The organism is Streptomyces sp. LHD-70 (genome assembly GCF_031157275.1).
Taxonomy (GTDB): domain Bacteria; phylum Actinomycetota; class Actinomycetes; order Streptomycetales; family Streptomycetaceae; genus Streptomyces.
In genome coordinates this window covers 328,367-348,457 of record NZ_JAVIFW010000002.1, presented here as the reverse complement: position 1 = coordinate 348,457, position 20,091 = coordinate 328,367, and the positions used below count along the sequence as shown (strand labels likewise).

Genomic DNA, 20,091 nt, shown 5'->3' with positions numbered 1-20,091 from the left:
CTGGCCCTACTCGTCCTCGTCCTCGTCGTCCAGGCGGGCCAGCCAGGTGGCGAGGCGCTCGACCGGCACCTCGAAGTCCGGGTTCAGGTCGACGAACGTCCGCAGCTGCTCGGCGAGCCACTCGAAGGTGACTTCCTCCTCGCCGCGCCGCTTCTCCAGTTCCTCGATGCCACGGTCGGTGAAGTACATGTGCCCAGGATATGGGTGCTGCGGACCGGGGTTACCGCCGGGGAACTGCGCGACCAGCCACGACGGCGCGGCAGACGAACGGCAATCGGGCCGCACCCCCAACCCAGGGGGTGCGGCCCGAATCACGTACCGCTCAAGCAGAGCGCAGCGTTACGCGTCGAAGACCTCCGACACCAGCGCCTCCTGCTCCGCCTGGTGGCGCTTGGCCGAGCCGACCGCCGGGGAGGAGCCGTGCGGGCGCGAGATGCGGCGCAGGCGCTCACCGTGCGGGACGTCGGCGCCGACGGCCAGGTCCAGGTGGTCGATCAGGTTGAGCGCGATGAACGGCCAGGCACCCTGGTTCGCCGGCTCCTCCTGCACCCACAGGTACTTCTCGGCGTTCGGGAACTTGGCGATCTCCTCCTGGAGCTCGGCACCCGGCAGCGGGTACAGACGCTCGATGCGGATGATCGCCGTGTCCGTGGCACCGCGCTTCTGCCGCTCGGCCTCCAGGTCGTAGTAGACCTTGCCCGCGCAGAAGACGACCTTGCGGACCGCGGCCGGGTCGGCCGAGGCGTCGCCGATGACGGGGCGGAAGCCGCCCGTGGTGAACTCCTCCGCCTTGGACGCCGCGGCCTTCAGACGCAGCATCGACTTCGGGGTGAAGACGATCAGCGGCTTGTGGTGCGGGTTGTGCACCTGCCAGCGCAGGAGGTGGAAGTAGTTCGACGGGAGCGTCGGCATGGCGACCGTCATGTTGTTCTGCGCGCACAGCTGCAGGAACCGCTCCGGGCGGGCGGACGAGTGGTCCGGGCCCTGGCCCTCGTAGCCGTGGGGGAGGAGCAGGGTCACACCGGAGTGCTGGCCCCACTTCTGCTCCGCGGACGAGATGAACTCGTCCACCACCGTCTGCGCACCGTTGACGAAGTCACCGAACTGCGCCTCCCACATCACGAGCGCCTCGGGACGGGCCAGCGAGTAGCCGTACTCGAAGCCCATCGCCGCGTACTCGGAGAGGAGGGAGTCGTAGACGTTGTAGCGCGCCTGGTCCTCGGAGAGGTAGAGCAGCGGCGTGAAGTCGTCGCCCGTCTCCCGGTCGATGAGGACCGCGTGGCGCTGGCCGAAGGTGCCGCGGCGGGAGTCCTGGCCCGCGAGGCGGACCGGGGTGCCCTCCAGGAGCAGCGAGCCGATGGCCAGGGTCTCGCCCATGCCCCAGTCGATGGTGTCGTCCTCGACCATGGCCGCGCGGCGCTGCAGCTGCGGCAGCAGACGCGGGTGCACGGTGACGCGGTCGGGGATGTTGACCTGGGACTCGGCGATCCGCTTGACGACCTCCTGCGAGACGGCCGTCTTGACCGCGACCGGGAACTCGGCCTCGGCGCCCGGGACTTCGCCCGGAGCGGACTGCTGGGTGGCCTCGCGGACCTCGGTGAAGACCTTCTCCAGCTGGCCCTGGTAGTCCTGCAGCGCCTGCTCGGCCTCTTCGAGGGTGATGTCGCCGCGACCGATGAGGGACTCGGTGTAGAGCTTGCGCACCGAGCGCTTCTTGTCGATCAGGTCGTACATCAGCGGCTGCGTGAACGCCGGGTTGTCCGACTCGTTGTGGCCGCGGCGGCGGTAGCAGATGAGGTCGATGACCACGTCCTTGTTGAACGCCTGCCGGAACTCGAAGGCCAGGCGCGCGACGCGGACGACGGCCTCGGGGTCGTCGCCGTTGACGTGGAAGATCGGGGCCTCGATCATCCGGGCCACGTCGGTCGAGTACATGGAGGAGCGCGAGGACTCGGGCGCCGCCGTGAAGCCGACCTGGTTGTTGATGACGACGTGCACGGTGCCGCCGGTGCGGTAGCCGCGCAGCTGCGACATGTTGAGGGTCTCGGCCACGACGCCCTGGCCCGCGAAGGCCGCGTCGCCGTGGATCGCGACCGGCAGGACCGTGAAGTCCGTGCCGCCCTTGTTGATGATGTCCTGCTTGGCGCGGGCGATGCCCTCCAGGACCGGGTCGACCGCCTCCAGGTGCGAGGGGTTCGCCGCGAGCGAGACCTTGATCTGCTCGCCGTCGAGACCGGTGAAGGTGCCCTCGGCGCCCAGGTGGTACTTCACGTCACCGGAGCCGTGCATCGACTTCGGGTCGAGGTTGCCCTCGAACTCGCGGAAGATCTGCGCGTACGACTTGCCGACGATGTTGGCGAGGACGTTCAGGCGGCCGCGGTGGGCCATGCCGATGACGACCTCGTCCAGGCGCGACTCGGCGGCCGAGTCGATGACCGCGTCGAGCAGCGGGATGACGGACTCGCCGCCCTCCAGGGAGAACCGCTTCTGGCCGACGTACTTGGTCTGCAGGAACGTCTCGAACGCCTCGGCGGCGTTCAGGCGGCGCAGGATGCGCAGCTGCTCCTCGCGCTCCGGCTTGTTGCGCGGGCGCTCGATGCGGTCCTGCAGCCACTTGCGCTGCTTCGGGTCCTGGATGTGCATGAACTCGACGCCGGTGGTGCGGCAGTACGACTCACGCAGCACGCCGAGGATGTCGCGGAGCTTCATCATCGACTGACCGGCGAAGCCACCGACCGCGAACTCCCGCTCCAGGTCCCACAGGGTGAGGCCGTGCTCGGTGATGTCCAGGTCGGGGTGCTTGCGCTGGCGGTACTCCAGCGGGTCGGTGTCGGCCATGACGTGGCCGCGGACCCGGTAGGAGTGGATCAGCTCGAAGACGCGGGCGGCCTTCGTGACGTCGTCGTCGTGCGACGCGTCGATGTCCTTGAGCCAGCGGACCGGCTCGTAGGGGATGCGCAGCGACTTGAAGATGTCGTCGTAGAAACCTTCCTCGCCGAGGAGGAAGTTGGCGACGATGCGCAGGAACTCGCCGGAGGCGGCGCCCTGGATGACCCGGTGGTCGTAGGTCGACGTGAGCGTCATGACCTTCGAGATGCCGAGCTTGTTCAGGGTGTCCTGGGAGGTGCCCTGGAACTCCGCCGGGTAGTCCATGGAGCCGACGCCCATGATGACCGACTGGCCGGGCATCAGACGCGGCACGGAGTGGACGGTGCCGAGGCCGCCGGGGTTGGTCAGCGAGACCGTGACGCCGGCGAAGTCGTCCATGCCGAGCTTGCCGTTGCGCGCGCGGCGGACGATGTCCTCGTAGGCCTGCCAGAACTCGAAGAAGTTCAGGGTCTCGGCCTTCTTGATGCCCGCGACCACGAGCTGGCGGTCGCCGTTGGGCTTGACCAGGTCGATGGCGAGGCCGAAGTTGATGTGCTCCGGCTTGACCAGGGTCGGCTTGCCGTCCTTCTCCGCGAAGGAGTAGTTCATCGACGGCATGGCCTTGATGGCCTGCACCATCGCGTACCCGATGAGGTGGGTGAAGGAGATCTTCCCGCCCCGGGCGCGCTTCAGGTGGTTGTTGATGACGATGCGGTTGTCGAAGAGCAGCTTCACCGGGACCGCGCGCACGGACGTGGCCGTGGGGACCTCGATGGAGGCGTTCATGTTCTTCGCGACCGCGGCGGCGGGGCCGCGCAGCGTGACCAGCTCGGGGCCCGCGGGGGCCTCCTTGGCCGGCTCGGCCTTCGCGGCGGCGGGCTTCGCCGGGGCGGCGGCCGGCTTCGCGGCGGGCGCGGCCTGGGCCGCGGGCTTCGCCGGAGCGGGGGCGTCGGCCGCGGGCTTGGCCGGGGCCGGGGTCTGCGTCGATACGCCTGCGGGAGCGCTCGGCTTGGTGGGGGTCCCCGCAGCCCCCGCGGCTGCGGTACCGGTGGCGGGAGCCTGCGTCGGCTGGGCCGGGGTGGCGGTGGCGCCCCCCGGCTTGTAGTCGGCGAAGAAGTCCCACCAGGCTCGGTCAACCGAGTTCGGGTCCTGGAGGTACTGCTGGTAGATCTCGTCGACGAGCCACTCGTTGGGACCGAACGCGGCGGCAGGGTTCTTGCCCTGCCCCTCTTGGTCGGTCGTGGTGCTCGAGTTACTGGGGGACTGTGGCGACACGGCGGTAACCGCCCTCTTCCGCTTCACAAGGTGATGGACAGCGGGAATAAAGGCTACGCCTCTGTGGCCGAGAGGTGCAGACCGGGCGGGACTTTGGTCGCGTAAGTCACATTGGATCGCGTGTTTCGGTGCCGTAAATGGCGGGAAACAAGCGAGGTTCCGCTGCGGCTGGGCAGCATCGCCCGCGACTGCGGCCCCTGGTCGGCCCGCACCCTTGGCACGGAAGACGTCGTTCCTCGTGAACACCCCGCTGCTTCGTTCGCGGCGAGCCGAAGATTCGAAGATCTTGTGCTTCCGCCTCGAACCCTACGTCAACCCGCGGTGTCAGGGGATTCCCGGAAGGGTGACCTGGATCCGGGCGCCACGGGTGGATTCGGCCACTCCGATCCGCCCGCCGTGCAGGTCGACCGCCCAGCGGGCGATGGCGAGGCCGAGGCCGGTGCCGCCGTCGTTGTCCGGGCCGTGCTTGCCCGCGGCCGTGCCCCGGTTGAACCGCTCGAAGACCTTGTGCCACTCGGACTCGGGGATGCCGGGGCCCTCGTCGAGCACTTCCAGGTCGAGCGACTCGGGCGTCGGCCCGCGCCTGGCCCGCACCGTGACCCGGCCGTGCGCCGGGGAGTGCTTCACCGCGTTGTCGATGAGGTTCGCCACGACCTGGTGCAGGCGCTCCGCGTCGGCGTGCGCGGTCAGCTCCGGCGGCGAGACGTCGAGGTGCAGATGGACGTCCGTACGCATGTGCCGGCCCGAGCCGGACGGCATGCCCTGGCGCTGCGCGGCGGCGGCACCGGACAGCTGGGCCTCCTTCAGGACGCCCGACAGATACGGCCAGACCTCGAAGCGGCGGGCCCGCAGCGGTACGACGCCGTTGTCCAGACGGGACAGGTCGAGCAGCGTCTCCACCAGGCGGCCGAGGCGCTCGGTCTGCTTCAGGGCGGTACGCATGGTCTCCGGGTCGGCCTCGGAGACGCCGTCGACGACGTTCTCCAGGACCGCGCGCAGCGCCGCGATCGGGGTGCGCAGCTCGTGCGAGACGTTCGCCACCAGCTCCTTGCGGTGCTGGTCCTGGGCCTCCAGGTCGTCGGCCATGCGGTTGATGGTGCAGGCCAGGTCGCCGAGCTCGTCGCGGCGGCCAGCGCCGCGGACCCGGCGGGTGTAGTCGCCGTGCGAAATGGACCGGGCGACGGTGTTCATCTCGTCGAGCGGCGCGGTCAGGGAGTGCGCCACGAACTGAGTGATCAGCAGTGTCGCGATGACCGAGAAGACGGTGATGAAGCGCAGCTCGGTCTCGGTGCGCACGGCGATCATCAGCAGGCCGGTGGTGATGAAGACGGAGACGACGACGAGGGTGCCGAGCTTCGTCTTGATCGAGAACGGCCGCAGATCGTGCAGCGCGCCCGGCTGCCGCAGCAGTCCCGCGAAGAGTGTCTTCGGCCGCCGCACCGCCGAGAGCAGCCGCTTCGGCCGCAGCGCGGTGGGCAGATCGCGCCCGCGGGTCCGCGGACGCAGCCGCCGCAGCCGTGCCGTGAGCGGCCGCGCCGCTCGGCCCCGCTGCGCCAGGGCGGAGGCCGCCCGGCTCCGCAGCCCGTTCATGCCCGTCCCCTCACGGAGTGGGGGTCTCCAGGGCGTACCCCACCCCGTGCACCGTACGGATCCGCTCCGCGCCGATCTTCCGGCGGAGCGCCTTGATGTGGCTGTCGACGGTGCGGGTGCCGGAGGCGTCCGCCCAGTCCCAGACCTCGGCGAGCAGCTGCTCGCGGGAGAGCACCGCGCGCGGGGTGTTCGCCAGGCAGACGAGCAGGTCGAACTCGGTCGGCGTGAGGTGCACGTCCTCGGAGCGGACCCGCACGCGGCGCTGCGCGTGGTCGATCTCCAGCTCGCCGAGGCGCAGTATGCCGCTGCGTGGCGTCGCGGCGGCGAGCGCGGCGCGCTCCACCCGGCGAAGGAGCACGTGCACCCGGGCCGCCAGTTCCCGCATGGAGAACGGCTTCGTCATGTAGTCGTCGGCGCCGACGCCGAGGCCGACCAGCATGTCCGTCTCGTCGTCACGCGCCGTCAGCATCAGCACCGGCACCGGGCGCTGCGCCTGGACCCGGCGGCAGACCTCGAGGCCGTCGAAGCCGGGCAGCATGATGTCGAGGATCAGCAGGTCGGGCTGCCAGGCCTCGGCGGTGTCCACGGCGGACGGGCCGTCGACCGCGGTCTGGACGAGGAAGCCCTCCGCGCGCAGCCGGGCGGCGATGGCGTCGACGATGGTCGGATCGTCCTCGACCACGAGGACCCGGCGCTGGGCACCCGGCGTGGGCGCCGTGCCGTTGTGGGAGGTGTGTGTCTGCTCCATGGCCCCGCCCCTGAAGATGCGCCTTGAATGCCTTCGGTGGATCTGCAGTAAAGATCCCGCGTGTGTCGGGTCAGAGCGTACGGGGAGTTACGGGCCCTCGGCTACGCAGCCCTGATGCCGAGGTGGACCACGTCCGGTACGCCCCGGGCAACGGCTACCTCTTCCGTACGTACCGCGTCGAAACCGGCATTGCGCAGAGCCTTCTCGAATCCGGCGGAGGGCTGGGCGGACCAGACGGCGAGCACTCCGCCGGGGTGCAGACGGGCCGCGCAGGCGGCGAGTCCGGCGGGGGAGTAGAGGCTGTCGTTGTCCTCGGTGACGGTCCAGTCGGGCCCGTTGTCGATGTCGAGGCAGAGCGCGTCATACCCCGGATACTCGGCCGAGGCCGGCTCGTGGAGGTGGGCGACGAGGTCGGCCTCGACGATCCGGGTGCGCGGGTCCGCGAACGCCTCGGCGGTGTACGGGGCGAGGGGACCGGTGCGGTGCCAGTCGACGATGGCCGCCTCGCGCTCGACGACGGTGATGCGGCCCCAGTACGGGTCGGCGGCGGCGTGTGCGAGGGAGAAGCCGACGCCCAGGCCGCCGATCAGGACGGAGGGCGCGGGCCTGTCGTCGAGGGGGCCGAGCGCGTCCCGGGCGGCGTCCACGAGCAGCCGCTCGGAACGCCCGTCCGAAGTGTCCATCAGGAACGTGCCGTTGGCGATGATCTGCAGCAGCCCGCCGTGCCTGCGCAACACCACCTCGCCGTGCGGGCCGGTGCGGCGGTCGAGGACGACGGGCTGCTGCTCGGTGTCGTTCGGGTCGTGCATGCGGCCCATCCTGCAGTAGCCGCAGGCCGTCCCGACACCGGGTTTCGGCCGTACCCGCCGGACTCAGTGCCGGAACAGGGTGTGCTGGGGTTCCGGGCGGGCCGCCTGGCGCAGCAGCATCGTGAGGAAGCCGAGCGTGCCGCGGTAGCCGCGCAGCCACTCCTCGCGGTGCTGGGCGGCGGCACGCAGGGCCTCGGCGCTGTCCGGGTCGCCGGCGTGGTCGAGGGCCCAGCGCGAGAGGGTGCCGGTCCACGCCCACTCGTACTCGTCCCACTCGGCGAGCGTGCTGATGTGGCCGTGGACGGGGATCCACTGGTCGAGCAGGACCTGGTCGACCGTGTTCGGCAGGGACATGAACTCGTCCTCGGCGAAGCCGACCTGGAGCACCTCGGGGCCCGGCGCCTTCTCCCAGAAACCGTCGCCGACGATCAGGGTGCCGCCGGGCGCGAGGTGCTTGCGGGCCGCTTCGAGGGTGGGCAGCAGACCGCCGAAGGCATGGGTGGCGCCCACACAGAGGACAGCGTCGTACTGGTGCGGCGCGCTGTACGTCGTGGCGTCCTCCTGGTGCAGCGCGACGCGGTCGGCGAGCCCGGCGGCGGCGATCCGTTCGCGCCCCAGGTCGAGCGCGGACTCGCTCACGTCGACGCCGTCGGCCCGCACGCCGGGGCGTTCGGCGGCGGCCCGCAGCAGCCAGGCGCCCTCGCCGCAGCCGAGGTCGAGGACGCGCTCGTCGCCGTGCGGCAGGGCGAGGTCGAGGAGGTGGCGCACCGTCGATTCGTGCAGCGGGGCGGCGATGGGGTGATCGCCGTGCGCGATCGTGCTGAGCTTCTGTCGCAGTCGGTCCATGGGCGCATCATGCCGAAGGGGGCGGGAGTTGTCGTGGGGCTGCGCCCCCTCCGAACCCCGCTTCACGGTCGCTCATCGGCCGCGGCGCCGTCGTGGCCGGTCGCGCAGTTCCCCGCGCCCCTTAAGAACTCGCCCCTTCGGGGCTTATATCCAGCCCCTCCGGCGTTTGAGGAGCGGGGTCCGGGGCGGAGCCCGTGGTCGTCCGCAGGACTTTCGGGAAGGGGCGGGGAGGGGATCTATGTCTGATCGCTCACGGCGAACGCGCCCGAGGGAACATCCCCAAGCTCAGCAGCATTGAGTCCACATAGCTCAACTTGACTGCCGAAGGGGAGATCATGGCATCGACGTCCGCACCGCTCACCCTGCCCGTCCTGCCGCTCGACGACGAGGTCGTGCTGCCCGGCATGGTGGTGCCCCTGGACCTCAACGATCCCGACGTACGAGCCGCGGTGGAGGCCGCGCAGGCGGCGGCCCGCGGGCAGACGGGGAAGCCACAGGTCCTGCTCGTCCCGCGCATCGACGGCACGTACGCGGGCACCGGCGTCCTCGGCACGGTCGAGCAGGTGGGCCGCCTCGCCGACGGCGACCCCGGCGCCCTGATCAAGGGCCGCGGGCGCGTGCAGATCGGCGCGGGCACGACCGGACCCGGCGCCGCCCTGTGGGTGGAGGGCATCGAGGTCGACGAGACCGTGCCCGACCCGCTGCCGGGCGCCGTCACCGAACTGGCCAAGGAGTACAAGGCGCTCGCCACCAGCTGGCTGAAGAAGCGCGGCGCCTGGCAGGTCGTGGACCGGGTCCAGCAGATCGACGAGATCTCCGCGCTCGCCGACAACTCCGGCTACTCGCCCTTCCTGACCACCGCGCAGAAGGTCGAACTCCTGGAGACCACCGACCCCGTGGAGCGGCTCAAGCTCGCCGCGAAGCTGCTCAGCGACCACCTCGCCGAGCAGGACGTGGCCGAGTCCATCGCGAAGGACGTCCAGGAGGGCGTCGACAAGCAGCAGCGCGAGTTCCTGCTCCGCCGCCAGCTCGAAGCCGTACGCAAGGAACTGCGCGAGCTCAACGGGGAGTCGGAGGGCGAGGAGTCCGACGACTACCGGGCCCGCGTCGAGGCGGCGGATCTGCCCGAGCACGTCCGCGAGGCCGCGCTCAAGGAGGTCGACAAGCTGGAGCGGTCCAGCGACCAGTCCCCCGAGGGCTCGTGGATCCGCACCTGGCTGGACACCGTGCTCGAACTCCCGTGGAACGAGCGGACGGAGGACCAGTACGACATCCAGGGCGCCAAGGCCGTCCTCGACGCCGAGCACGCGGGCCTGGAGGACGTGAAGGAGCGGATCACCGAGTACCTGGCGGTGCGCAAGCGCCGTGCGGAGCGGGGGCTCGGCGTGGTCGGCGGCCGTCGCGGCGGCGCCGTGCTCGCGCTCGTCGGCCCGCCCGGCGTCGGCAAGACCTCGCTCGGCGAGTCCGTCGCGCACGCCATGGGCCGCAAGTTCGTCCGCGTCGCCCTCGGCGGTGTCCGCGACGAGGCGGAGATCCGCGGCCACCGGCGTACGTACGTGGGGGCGCTGCCCGGACGGATCGTGCGGGCGGTCAAGGAGGCGGGCTCGATGAACCCGGTCGTCCTGCTCGACGAGATCGACAAGGTCGGCTCCGACTTCCGCGGCGACCCGGCCGCGGCCCTGCTCGAAGTCCTCGACCCGGCACAGAACCACACGTTCCGCGACCACTACCTGGAGGTCGAACTCGACCTGAGCGACGTCGTCTTCCTGGCCACCGCCAACGTCCTGGAGGCCATCCCGGAGGCGCTGCTCGACCGTATGGAACTGGTCCGGCTCGACGGCTACACCGAGGACGAGAAGGTCGTCATCGCCCGCGACCACCTGCTCCCGCGCCAGCTGGAGCGGGCGGGACTGGCCGGGGACGAGGTCGTCCTCGACGAGTCCGCGCTGCGCAAGCTGGCCGGTGAGTACACGCGCGAGGCCGGCGTCCGCAACCTGGAGCGCTCGGTCGGCCGACTGCTGCGCAAGGTCGCCGCGCAGAGCGAACTCGGCGAGCGGGAGCTGCCGTTCACCGTCACCGCCGACGACCTGCGCGGCCTGATCGGACGGCCGCACCACGTGCCCGAGTCCGCCCAGGATCCGGCCGAGCGGCGCACCGCGGTGCCCGGCGTGGCCACCGGCCTCGCGGTCACCGGCGCGGGCGGCGACGTGCTGTACGTGGAGGCGTCCCTGGCCGACCCGGAGACGGGCGCGGCGGGGCTGACCCTGACCGGTCAGCTCGGCGACGTGATGAAGGAGTCCGCGCAGATCGCGCTCTCCTTCCTCCGCTCGCACGGGGCCGAACTGGAGCTGCCCGTAGGCGACTTGAAGGACCGGGGGGCGCACATCCACTTCCCGGCGGGCGCGGTCCCGAAGGACGGGCCGAGCGCGGGCATCACGATGACGGCGGCGCTCGCGTCGCTGCTCTCCGGGCGGCTCGTCCGTACGGACGTGGCGATGACGGGTGAGGTGTCCCTGACCGGACGCGTGCTGCCGATCGGCGGCGTCAAGCAGAAGCTGCTCGCCGCGCACCGGGCGGGGATCACCACGGTGATCATCCCGAAGCGGAACGAGGCGGACCTCGACGACGTACCGGCCGAGGTCCTGGAGAAGCTGGACGTGCACCCGGTCACCGACGTCCGCCAGGTGCTCGAACTGGCCCTCGCACCAGCGGAGTTGGGGGTGCCGGTCGCGGCGTAGGGCGACGCCGGAGGGGCTGAGAATTCAGCCCCTCCGGCTTTTACGGAGGCCCGTCCGTCAGGACAGCTAACCGTTGGCCAGCGCCTGCAGTCGGTCGTACGCCCCGTTGAACTTGTTGTGGTCGCCCACGATCGGGCCGGAGGACGTGTACTGCCACATCGTGTAGAAGCTCCAGCCCGCCGGGAGCTCACCCGGCGTGGAGTTGTACCGGGCCACCCACAGCGGATGGTTCGTCGCGAAGCCGCTGTAGTTGCCCGTGCAGGTCTTCCACCAGCTGGTGGCCGTGTAGATCACCGGATAGCGGCCGGTGCGCGTCTTGTAGCGGTTGACGAAGTCCCAGATCCAGCTGACCATCCCGGCCTGCGACTTGCCGAAGCACTGGCTCCCGTACGGATTCCACTCGATGTCGAGCGCCCCCGGCAGCGTCTTGCCGTCCCGCGACCAGCCGCCGCCGTTGTTGACGAAGTAGTCCGCCTGCGCGGCGCCGCTCGTGGTGTTCGGGGTGGCGAAGTGGTACGCGCCCCGGATCATCCCGACGTTGTACGAGCCGTTGTACTGCTGCGCGAAGTACGGGTTCTTGTAGTACGTGCCCTCGGTCGCCTTCACGTAGGCCCACTTGACGCCACTGCGCCAGAGCGACGCCCAATTGACGTTGCCCTGGTGGCTGGAGACGTCCACGCCCTCCGTCTGCACGGCGGCCGCGCGCGGGGAGCCGGGCGGCAGCGGGCCCTCGCCGTCGTGCTCGATGACGCCCATGCCCATGTGCGCGGAGCCGCGCGGCGGGATGTCCTCGGCGGCCTGCGCCGTGGTGGGGAAGGCGAGGAGGAGGGAGAGGACGGTGAGCAGGACCGCGATCACCGGCTTGCGGGAGCGGTGCGATCTGGTGGGGGATCCGGGTCTGTGCACAGGCATGGAGCGCCTCCGAAGGGCCTCAAGGGTGCGGTGGGGGGACCTGGAACGAACCGGGGGAGTCGAACGAATCGATCGTGTTCATGTCATACCCGACGCTACGCACGTAGAACCCCGCCAGGGAAGAGGGTCCGAGGGCTGCCGAAGGTCTACTCCTGCGGAATACTGGCCGAGCTGCGGCGATAGGGCGTCGCGGGAAGAAACTTTCAGGAACGGGAAAGCGATTCATGGCTGCTGACGTGCACCAGAGCGGCGGAGCGAGCGGAGACGCGCCGCGCCCCGATAGTGGTGTGGACCACGAATTCCTCGCCCTGGAACGCGAGTTGACCGTCTTCCTGCGCCGCGCCCGCGCCTCCTCCGGCGAGATGGCCCGCGCGGTCCACCCCGACCTGGAGCCCGCCGCGTACGGACTGCTCGTCCGCCTCGAGGAGGGCGGGCCGCAGCGCGCCACCGAACTCGCCGCGTACATCGGCGTCGGCAAGGCCACGATGAGCCGTCAGCTGCGGGCCCTGGAGGACCTGGGGCTCGTCGCCCGCGACCCGGACCCCGTCGACGGACGGGCCTCCCTGATGCGCCTCACCGAGGAGGGCCGGGCCCGCTTCCGCACGGTCCGGGACGCGCGCCGCGCCAAGTACGTGCAGCGCCTGGCGGGCTGGGACCGGCGCGAGGTGGCCGAACTGGCCCGCCTCCTCGGCCAGTTGAACGACAGCTCGGAGAGCTAGGGCCCGTCTCCCCATATGTGCGGGCCCTGGCCCCCGGTACGGCTCCGGCCGGTCGCCTACAGCTCCACGAACACCACCGCCGCGTCGTCGTGCACCTTGCCGCGCGGGGCCGACGGGCCGGACCGCTGTCCGGACTCCAGCGCGCGGACGCGGTCGATCAGCTCCTGCGGGCCCGCCTTGCGCAGCAGCGCCACGCACTCCGTCCACGTGCCCGCGCCGAACCGGTCCACCCAGCGCGTCGCCCCGTCCGTCAGGGCCGCCACGCCGCGCACCTCGGCGCGCGGCCGCGTCCCGCACACCGCGCGCCGGGCCACGTCCGGGTCGGCCGCCGCCGTGAAGAACCCGCCCTCCGCGTTCCGCAGCGCCTCGACCCCGGCGACGTACTCCCGTGCCGCCGCGGCCCGTTCGGGCGAGCCGTCCGGCAGGGCGCGTACGGCCGCGCGCAGCCGGTCGATCTCCGGGGGCAGGGCGGCGAGGCGCTCGTCGAGGACCGCGCGGACCGTGCCGTCGGCCGCCTCCACGAGCAACGCCGAGTCGGACAGGACGAGATGCTCGACCCGCTCCTCGTCCCACCGCACGAGCACCACCGTAGCCTGGGGCGTACGGGAGTGAGAAAGGTCACAGGTTGGCCGGTGCGCTTCGGCGGTACGCGCGATGGCCGCGCCCAGGACCTCCCGCAAGCTCAGATCTCGCCGCGAACCGGACAGTTCACTCAGCGCCCCGCCGAGCCGGGCGGTGAACCAGGGGACGGAATGCAGACAGCCGTAGTCGTCCGCGGGCGGCGTGACCCCGTCGAGCAGCACCAGCGTTCCGCCCTTGCCGGACGCGGGGAGCGCGACCGACGCGTAGTCCTCGTTGGGGCGCCCCGGGTCGCCGGGCTCCGTGGCCAGTTCGATGCGCATGCGGCCAGTCTGCACGAGCTCTGCACACACCGGGACTTGGGCGGATACGGCGGCCCCGACGCCGGGTTTTCCCGGGATTGATAGCCTCCGGGCAGCGAGCGGCGGGGCATCCTGCCAAAGCGGGCCCGGCCCGTCCAACCGGCGCTCCGCGTGCGGTCGATGCGTGTGCCAGAGGAACTTGCCGGGGCACTCCGGTCGATGTTCACTCCTTCGGGTGGCCCGGCGGAGGATGGGCGACCACTGCTCAACCGCACTGGAATGGTCATGAGCCGTACCAGAGGGGCCTGTGTTGACCCGTCGTCACTTGTGCCCCCGGTGAGGAACGAGAACTTCAAGAATGCGAGCACCGGTGCAGATGAAGCGGCCTCGGGGCAAGGGCGACAAGGCCGCGCAGCGGCCCGAGAACGCCGAGGGCGCGACCTCCGAGGCGCGCGCCGACACTCCTGAGGGCACCGCCACGGGGGCGGGCACCGCCACGGGCGAAGGCGTCACGGGGCCGGGCACCGCCACCGAGCGGCCGCTGCCCGACGCCGCCCCCGCGGGCCGCCGCAAGCGGGTGCGCAACCGCCTGGTCGTGGCCGTCGCCGTGGTCGCCGCCACCGTCGCGGGCGCGGGCGCCCCTGGCATCACCGCCGCCTCCGCGCAGCTCGCCGAGTCCCAGGAACTCGTCACGCTCGCCGAACTCACCAAGAGCGCGGTCACCCTGGCCCACGCCCTCGCCGACGAACGCGACGAGGTCACCACCCACATCGCCGCCGGCCGCCCCGACGACCCCGCCGCGCGCAGCGCCCTCACCGAGGGCCGCGGCAGCGTCGACCGCCGCATCAAGGAAGTCCGCGCCGAGGCGCCCGCCGCACTCCGCAAGGATCTCGACGCCCTCGAAGCGGTCCGCCGCTCCGCCACCGAAGGCCGCGGCACCGCCCTCGACGCGCACGACGCCTACAGCAAGGCCATCGGCGAACTGCACGCCCTCGTCGAGGACCTGGCCGAGAAGATGCCGCCCCGCGCCGGCTCCGGCGCCCGCGCGCTCGCCGACCTCGACCGCGCCGTCGAGCAGGCCGGCGCCACCCGCGGCCTGCTGCTCGCCGCCCTCGCCACGCCCCGCGACCCGGCCACCGGCATCGACCCGGTCACCGGCCGCCCGCAGACCGCCGCCAGCACCAACTCCCGCAACCGCAACGCCCTCGTGGCCGCCGCGCAGCAGGCCAGGGTCAGCGAGCAGGCCGCCCGTACCGACTTCGAGCGCGCCGCACCCGACACCGACCGGGCCAAGCTCGGCTCCACCGTCACCGGGCCCGACGTCGTCACCGCCGAGCGGTACCTGGCCCGGCTCACCGACCAGCCGACGCTCTCCGCCGCGGAACTCCGCTACGACCGGCGGCGGGTGGAGGCCGCGCTCTCCGCCCGCGTCGAGCAGCTGCGCAGCGTCGAGAACACCCTGGGCGCCGACCGTATCGAGAGCCTCTCCGCGCTCCGCGACGACGACGTCACCGCCCTCGAAGTGCGCATCGCCCTCGTCGGCGTCCTGCTCCTTCTCGCCGTCGGCATCGCCACCGGCGTCGCCCGTACGCTGACCCGCCCGCTCGCCGTCCTCCGGCTCGGCTCCGCCCGGCTCGCCGAGACCCCGGCCGCGGACGAGCCGATCCGCTTCACCGGCCGCAACGACGAGTTCGCCGCCGTCGTCCGCTCCGTCAACACCCTGCACACGCATACCCAGCGCCTCCAGGAGCGGCTCACCTTCCTGGAGGGCGACCGCAAGCACCTCGTCGGGCAGCGCGAGAAGCTGGCCGACGAGCGCGAGGAGCTGCGCGAGCAGCTCGACGAGGCGCTCGCCGCGGCCGAGCGCGCGAGCAAGGACGGCGACGGCACCGTCGTCCAGCTCGCCCTGCGCAACCTCACCCTCGTGGAGCGCCAACTCGGCGTCATCGAGAACCTGGAGGAGCGCGAGCAGGACCCCGACCGTCTCGGCACGCTCTTCAAGCTCGACCACTTCGCCACGGTCATGCGCCGCCACAGCGAGAACCTCCTGGTCCTCGCGGGCGCCGAGCACCGCGACAGCCACCCGGGACCGGTGCCGCTGGTCGACGTGCTGCGGGCCGCGGTCAGCGAGATCGACGCGTACGACCGGGTCCGGATCGCGTCCCTGCCGCCGCACACCCACCTCGCGGGCTCCACGGCCGACGACATCAGCCACCTGGTCGCCGAACTCCTGGAGAACGCCACCACGTTCTCCCCGCCGGACGCCGCCGTCGAGGCCTCCGGCTGGCTCCTGGAGAGCGGCGACGTGATGCTCTCCGTACGCGACGAGGGCATCGGCCTGCCCGAGGAGCGCCTGCGCGAACTCAACGCCCGCCTCGCGGAGTTCGACCCGCTGCAGCCGTACGAGCCGACGCCCGCCGACGCGGAGGGCGCCGGGTCCGAGGGGCTCGGGCTCGGCCTCTACGTCGTGGCCCGGCTCGCCGCCCGGCACGGACTGAAGGTCGAGCTGCGCGAGCAGAAGCAGGGCGGGCTCGCGGCGCTCGTGGTCCTGCCCACGTCGATCCTCGCCGCCGCGCCGGCCGAGGCTTCCCCGCAGCAGGCGGCCGCGGTCGCCGCGGTGCCGCAGGTGCATCTGCCCGGTGCCGAGGCCGAGGTCAACTCCAATGTCCTGGACCGGCGTTCGACTGAGGAGCCGGAGGAGCCGGACGCGGCGGAGGAGTCCGAGGAGCCGGAGGCGGCGGTCGACCCGTTCATCCGCGCCGCCGAGCGGGCCTTCGACGAGCTGGCGGTCGCGGCGGAGCCGGGTGCGGCCACGGACCATGAGGCGGACGAGGAGTCGGCAGGGGTGCCGGAGGCGGAGGCTTCCGAAGCCATCGGCTCCGAGCGGGACGAAGAGCCCGAGCTGGAGTCCGACTCCGAGCACGAGCTGGACCTCGCCCCCGAGCCCGAGCAGGCCCCCGAGGCCGAGCCGGAACTCGACGCCGAGCCCGAGCCCGAGCCTGAGCAGGCCCCCGGAGCCGAGCCGGAACCGGCCACCGAGCCCGAGCCGGAGCACGCCCCCGAGCCCAAGCTTGAGCAGGCCCCCGAACCCGAGCCCGAGCACGCGCTCGACCCCGAGCCCGAGGCCGCCTCCGAGCCCGAGCCGGAGCCGGAGCACGCACTCGACCCCGAGCCCGCCTCCGAACTCGCCCCCGAGCCCGAGCCCGAGGCCGCTTCCGAGCCCGAGCCCGAGGCCGCTTCCGAGCCCGACCCCGAGCCCGCCTCCGAGCCCGCCCCCGACCCCCAGTCCGCCCCGGCCCCCCTCACCCTCGCCGCCGCGCTCGGTGTCGACGCCTTCTCCCCGGAGGCCGAGGCCGACCGTGAACTCCTGGGCGCAGAAGCCGAGTTGGCGGACGGTGACCTCGAGCCTCTCCCCGCCCCCGCGAGCGAGTCCGTGCTCGCGCCCGAGGCGGACGAGCGGCACGAGCGGGCCGCCGACGCCCAAGCCGACGCCCAAGCCGACGCCCAAGTCGTCCCGCAGCAGGCCAGGCGCGAGGTGCGCGAGGCCCTGCCGCAGCGGGAGCGCACCACCGAGACGGGGCTGCCCGTGCGCACGCCCAAGGCCACCGGGCCCGCCCCCGAACCCGTGGCCCGCCGCAGCTCCGTCGACCCGGAGGAGCTGCGCCGCAGGCTCGGCAGCTTCCACCGGGGAGCCCACTCCGGCCGCCGAGACGTACAGGCCGAACTCGCCGAGCGGACCACCCGGTCCGAAGCCGGTGACGACGTGACCCCCGGGGAGGTGCCCGACCGGGCGACCCGGACCGATCAGGGGGACCCAGCCGAGGAGGCCCGCAGTTGACCGCTCCCAGTACGTCCCGCGCGTACCGTCTCAGCAGCGAAGCCCAGAACCTGCACTGGCTGCTCGACAACCTGGTCCGGGAGGTGCCCGGACTGCTCTCGGTGGCCGTGGTCTCGTCCGACGGGCTGCTGCTGCTCTCCTCCGACCCGGAGGTGAACGCCGCGGCCCAGGAGCCGCGGACCGCCGCCGGGCCGAAGGGGTCGAGCGCCGACCTGGCCACGATCGTCTCCGGCATCGGCAGCCTCACCATCGGGGCCGCGAAGCTGATGGACGGCGGTGGCATCAAGCAGACCGTGGTCGCCATGGACGAGGGCAGCCTCTGTGTGATGGCGATCAGTGACGGCTCGCTGCTCGGGGTGCACGCCGCGCCGGACTGCGACATCAGCGTCGCCGCGTACCACATGGCGCTCTTCGTGGGCCGCGCCGGACACGTCCTGACCCCCGAACTCCGCAGCGAGCTGCGGCAGTCGATGGAGACCGGACGGTGACCGCCCCGGGCGCCGCCGCGCAGCTGCCGGTGCGCGGCCGGGGACGCAGGCCCGCGCGGGTCCGCCCGTACTCGCTCACCGGCGGCCGTACGCGCTTCGCGCACGTCCTGCTCGTCGAGACCTTCGTCGCCGCGAGCCAGGCGCCGGGGGCCGAGGAGCGGCCGGCCGTGGCGCCGCGCGGCCGGGGTGTGCCCGAGATGCGGGCGATCGTCGACGTGTGCCGCAGGATGCGCACCGTCGCCGAGATCTCCGCGCTCCTGAAGATGCCGCTCGGCGTGGTCCGCGTCCTCCTCAGCGACCTGGCCGACCAGGGAAGGGTCCGGGTCTACGGCACCGGGCACGGCCCCGGGCAGCCGGACCGCGCACTGCTCGAAAGGGTGCTGGGTGGACTCCGCCGTCTCTGACTCGCTCACCGCAGCCGAGGAAACCGAAGAAGACCTGCAGCCCTGGCAGTCCGACCTCAGCCGCGCACCCATCGCCACGAAGATCGTGGTCGCGGGCGGCTTCGGCGCGGGCAAGACCACCCTCGTCGGCGCCGTCTCCGAGATCAGCCCGCTGCGCACCGAGTCCCTGATGACCGAGGCCAGCGCCGGCACCGGGGACGACGATCTGGGCCCGGTCCCGCAGAAGGCCACGACCACGGTCGCCATGGACTTCGGCCGGATCACGCTCGACGACGACCTCGTCCTGTACCTCTTCGGCACGCCCGGCCAGGCCCGCTTCTGGTTCATGTGGGACGACCTGGTGCGCGGCGCGATCGGCGTGGTCGTGCTCGCCGACACCCGCCGCCTCGACGACTGCTTCCCGGCCCTGGACTACGTGGAGGGCTGCGGACTGCCGTACGTGGTGGCCGTCAACCACTTCGACGGCTCCGACCGGTTCGAGGCCGACGAGGTGCGCGAGGCGCTCGACGTGCCCGCCCATGTGCCGGTCCTGGTCATGGACGCGCGCCGCCGGATCAGCGTCGTGGAGACGCTGCTCACCCTCGTGCGGCACGCCTGCGACACCGCCCCGGAGTAGCCGTACCGCTCGCGGCCCCGGGAGGCCGCCGCCGCACAGGAGAGCGAGACCACCGCATGCGGAAGATACTCATCGCCGGAGCCGGCCAGTCCGGTCTCCAACTCGCCCTGGGACTCCAGGCGCAGGGCTACGAGGTCACCCTCATGTCCCACCGCACGGCGGACGAGATCCGTGCGGGCCGGGTCATGTCGACCCAGGTCCTCTTCCGCACGGCCCTGCGGCACGAGCGGGACCTGAAGCTGAACTTCTGGGAGTCCGGGGCCCCGGACATCGAGGCGCTCGGCGTCACCGTCGCCGCCCCCGACAGCCACGACCCCGGCCCCGCCCACCGCGCCGTCGACTGGCTCGGCCCGCTCGACGGCGTCGCCCAGTCCGTCGACCAGCGCGTGAAGATCGCCGGCTGGCTGGACACCTTCGCGCAGCGCGGCGGCCAGCTGGTCATCCACGGCGCCGCCGTCGGCGACCTCGACTACTTCTCCCGCCTGTACGACCTGGTCCTGGTCGCCTCGGGCAAGGGCGAGCTCGTCGACCTCTTCGACCGCGACCCGGCCCGCTCCCCGTACACCAGGCCGCAGCGCTCCCTTGCCGCCTCGTACGTGCACGGCCTCGGCCCGCGTCCCGACGGGCCCGAGACGGGGCAGGTGCGGCTGAACATGGTGCCTGGGGTGGGCGAGCTGATCGTCATTCCGACGCTGACGACCTCGGGCCGCGCCGACATCCTGTTCTGGGAGGGCGTGCCGGGCGGCCCGGTCGACGCGTTCCGCGGCGTCGCCGACCCGGCCGAGCACCTCGCCCTGACGCTGTCCCTGATGGAGCGCCACACGCCCTGGGAGTACGCGCGCGCCACCAAGGCCGAACTCACGGACGGCGGCGGCACGTTGGCGGGCCGCTACCCGCCCGTCGTACGCAACCCCGTCGCCATGCTGCCCTCCGGCGGCCTGGTCCTGGGCGTCGGCGACGCCGTGGTCACCAACGACCCGATCACCGGCCAGGGCGCCAACTCGGCCGCCAAGTGCGCCGCTTCGTACCTCGCCTCGATCCTGGAACACGGCGACAGGCCGTTCGACGAGGCCTGGATGCGCACGACCTTCGACCGCTACTGGGAGCCTGTGGGCCGCCCCACGACGCGCTGGACCAACACGATGCTGGCCCCGCTGCCGCCCCACGCGGTGGCCCTCCTCGCCTCGGCCACGGACCACCCCGAGGTGGCCCACCGCATCGCCAACGGCTTCGACGACCCGTCCGACTTCGAGACTTACCTCTACGATCCCGAGCTGACGGACGCGTACCTGCGGTCGGTGTCGGAGAGGTCCTAGGTCGTGGCCGTAAAGTCCCGTCGTCCGCCCGGAGGCCGGGCAG

The 20,091-nt window shown here is 72.2% G+C and carries 15 protein-coding genes; 7 read left to right on the top strand and 8 right to left on the bottom strand.

Annotation, left to right across the window (positions count from 1 at the left end):
- Positions 1-6: 6 nt before the first annotated feature.
- The 6 genes from RCO28_RS06525 to RCO28_RS06500 form a co-directional block, all read right to left on the bottom strand.
- Positions 7-189, bottom strand: coding sequence for a DUF6104 family protein (locus tag RCO28_RS06525; protein ID WP_003961784.1), 183 nt, complete (start codon positions 187-189; stop codon positions 7-9).
- 150 nt (positions 190-339) lie between these two features.
- A complete protein-coding gene (locus RCO28_RS06520) occupies positions 340-4,143 on the bottom strand; it encodes a multifunctional oxoglutarate decarboxylase/oxoglutarate dehydrogenase thiamine pyrophosphate-binding subunit/dihydrolipoyllysine-residue succinyltransferase subunit (protein ID WP_308939998.1) in 3,804 nt (1,267 codons plus the stop codon).
- Between the two features lie 324 nt (positions 4,144-4,467).
- Complete coding sequence (locus tag RCO28_RS06515; RefSeq protein WP_374991115.1) at positions 4,468-5,523, bottom strand: ATP-binding protein; 1,056 nt, start codon at positions 5,521-5,523, stop codon at positions 4,468-4,470.
- 220 nt (positions 5,524-5,743) lie between these two features.
- A complete protein-coding gene (locus tag RCO28_RS06510; protein WP_308939997.1) occupies positions 5,744-6,481 on the bottom strand; it encodes a response regulator transcription factor in 738 nt (245 codons plus the stop codon).
- A 101-nt stretch (positions 6,482-6,582) separates the two neighbouring features.
- The gene (locus RCO28_RS06505) at positions 6,583-7,290 is read right to left on the bottom strand and encodes a spermidine synthase (RefSeq protein WP_308939996.1); all 708 of its coding nucleotides are present in this window, start codon (positions 7,288-7,290) and stop codon (positions 6,583-6,585) included.
- 63 nt (positions 7,291-7,353) lie between these two features.
- A complete protein-coding gene (locus tag RCO28_RS06500) occupies positions 7,354-8,136 on the bottom strand; it encodes a class I SAM-dependent methyltransferase (protein WP_308939995.1) in 783 nt (260 codons plus the stop codon).
- Between the two features lie 335 nt (positions 8,137-8,471).
- On the opposite strand from RCO28_RS06500, the gene lon reads away from it, so the two are divergent.
- Positions 8,472-10,874: an endopeptidase La gene (lon, locus tag RCO28_RS06495; protein ID WP_308939994.1), complete on the top strand. Its 2,403-nt coding sequence runs from the start codon at positions 8,472-8,474 to the stop codon at positions 10,872-10,874.
- Between the two features lie 66 nt (positions 10,875-10,940).
- Here lon and RCO28_RS06490 read toward each other — a convergent pair whose 3' ends face one another.
- A complete protein-coding gene (locus RCO28_RS06490; protein ID WP_308939993.1) occupies positions 10,941-11,786 on the bottom strand; it encodes a lysozyme in 846 nt (281 codons plus the stop codon).
- 224 nt (positions 11,787-12,010) lie between these two features.
- On the opposite strand from RCO28_RS06490, the gene RCO28_RS06485 reads away from it, so the two are divergent.
- Complete coding sequence (locus RCO28_RS06485) at positions 12,011-12,505, top strand: MarR family transcriptional regulator (protein ID WP_308939992.1); 495 nt, start codon at positions 12,011-12,013, stop codon at positions 12,503-12,505.
- 56 nt (positions 12,506-12,561) lie between these two features.
- Here the strand turns inward: RCO28_RS06485 and RCO28_RS06480 are convergent, their stop codons facing one another.
- On the bottom strand, positions 12,562-13,407 hold the full coding sequence (locus RCO28_RS06480) for a hypothetical protein (protein ID WP_308939991.1): 846 nt from the start codon (positions 13,405-13,407) through the stop codon (positions 12,562-12,564).
- Positions 13,408-13,744: 337 nt separating this feature from the next.
- Between RCO28_RS06480 and RCO28_RS06475 the strand changes: the two genes are divergently transcribed.
- Genes RCO28_RS06475 through RCO28_RS06455 form a run of 5 tightly spaced genes read left to right on the top strand, consistent with a single transcriptional unit; the run spans position 13,745 to position 20,048 of the window.
- The gene (locus RCO28_RS06475) at positions 13,745-17,224 is read left to right on the top strand and encodes a nitrate- and nitrite sensing domain-containing protein (RefSeq protein ID WP_308939990.1); all 3,480 of its coding nucleotides are present in this window, start codon (positions 13,745-13,747) and stop codon (positions 17,222-17,224) included.
- The gene (locus RCO28_RS06470; protein WP_308939989.1) at positions 17,221-17,712 is read left to right on the top strand and encodes a roadblock/LC7 domain-containing protein; all 492 of its coding nucleotides are present in this window, start codon (positions 17,221-17,223) and stop codon (positions 17,710-17,712) included. The genes RCO28_RS06475 and RCO28_RS06470 overlap by 4 nt, the downstream gene beginning before the upstream one ends.
- The gene (locus RCO28_RS06465; RefSeq protein ID WP_308939988.1) at positions 17,709-18,116 is read left to right on the top strand and encodes a DUF742 domain-containing protein; all 408 of its coding nucleotides are present in this window, start codon (positions 17,709-17,711) and stop codon (positions 18,114-18,116) included. The genes RCO28_RS06470 and RCO28_RS06465 overlap by 4 nt, the downstream gene beginning before the upstream one ends.
- Positions 18,097-18,732 (top strand): ATP/GTP-binding protein, encoded by a 636-nt coding sequence (locus RCO28_RS06460; RefSeq protein ID WP_308939987.1) that lies wholly within the window; start codon positions 18,097-18,099, stop codon positions 18,730-18,732. The genes RCO28_RS06465 and RCO28_RS06460 overlap by 20 nt, the downstream gene beginning before the upstream one ends.
- Before the next feature lie 56 nt (positions 18,733-18,788).
- Positions 18,789-20,048 (top strand): styrene monooxygenase/indole monooxygenase family protein, encoded by a 1,260-nt coding sequence (locus tag RCO28_RS06455; protein ID WP_308939986.1) that lies wholly within the window; start codon positions 18,789-18,791, stop codon positions 20,046-20,048.
- The last annotated feature ends 43 nt before the right edge of the window (positions 20,049-20,091 follow it).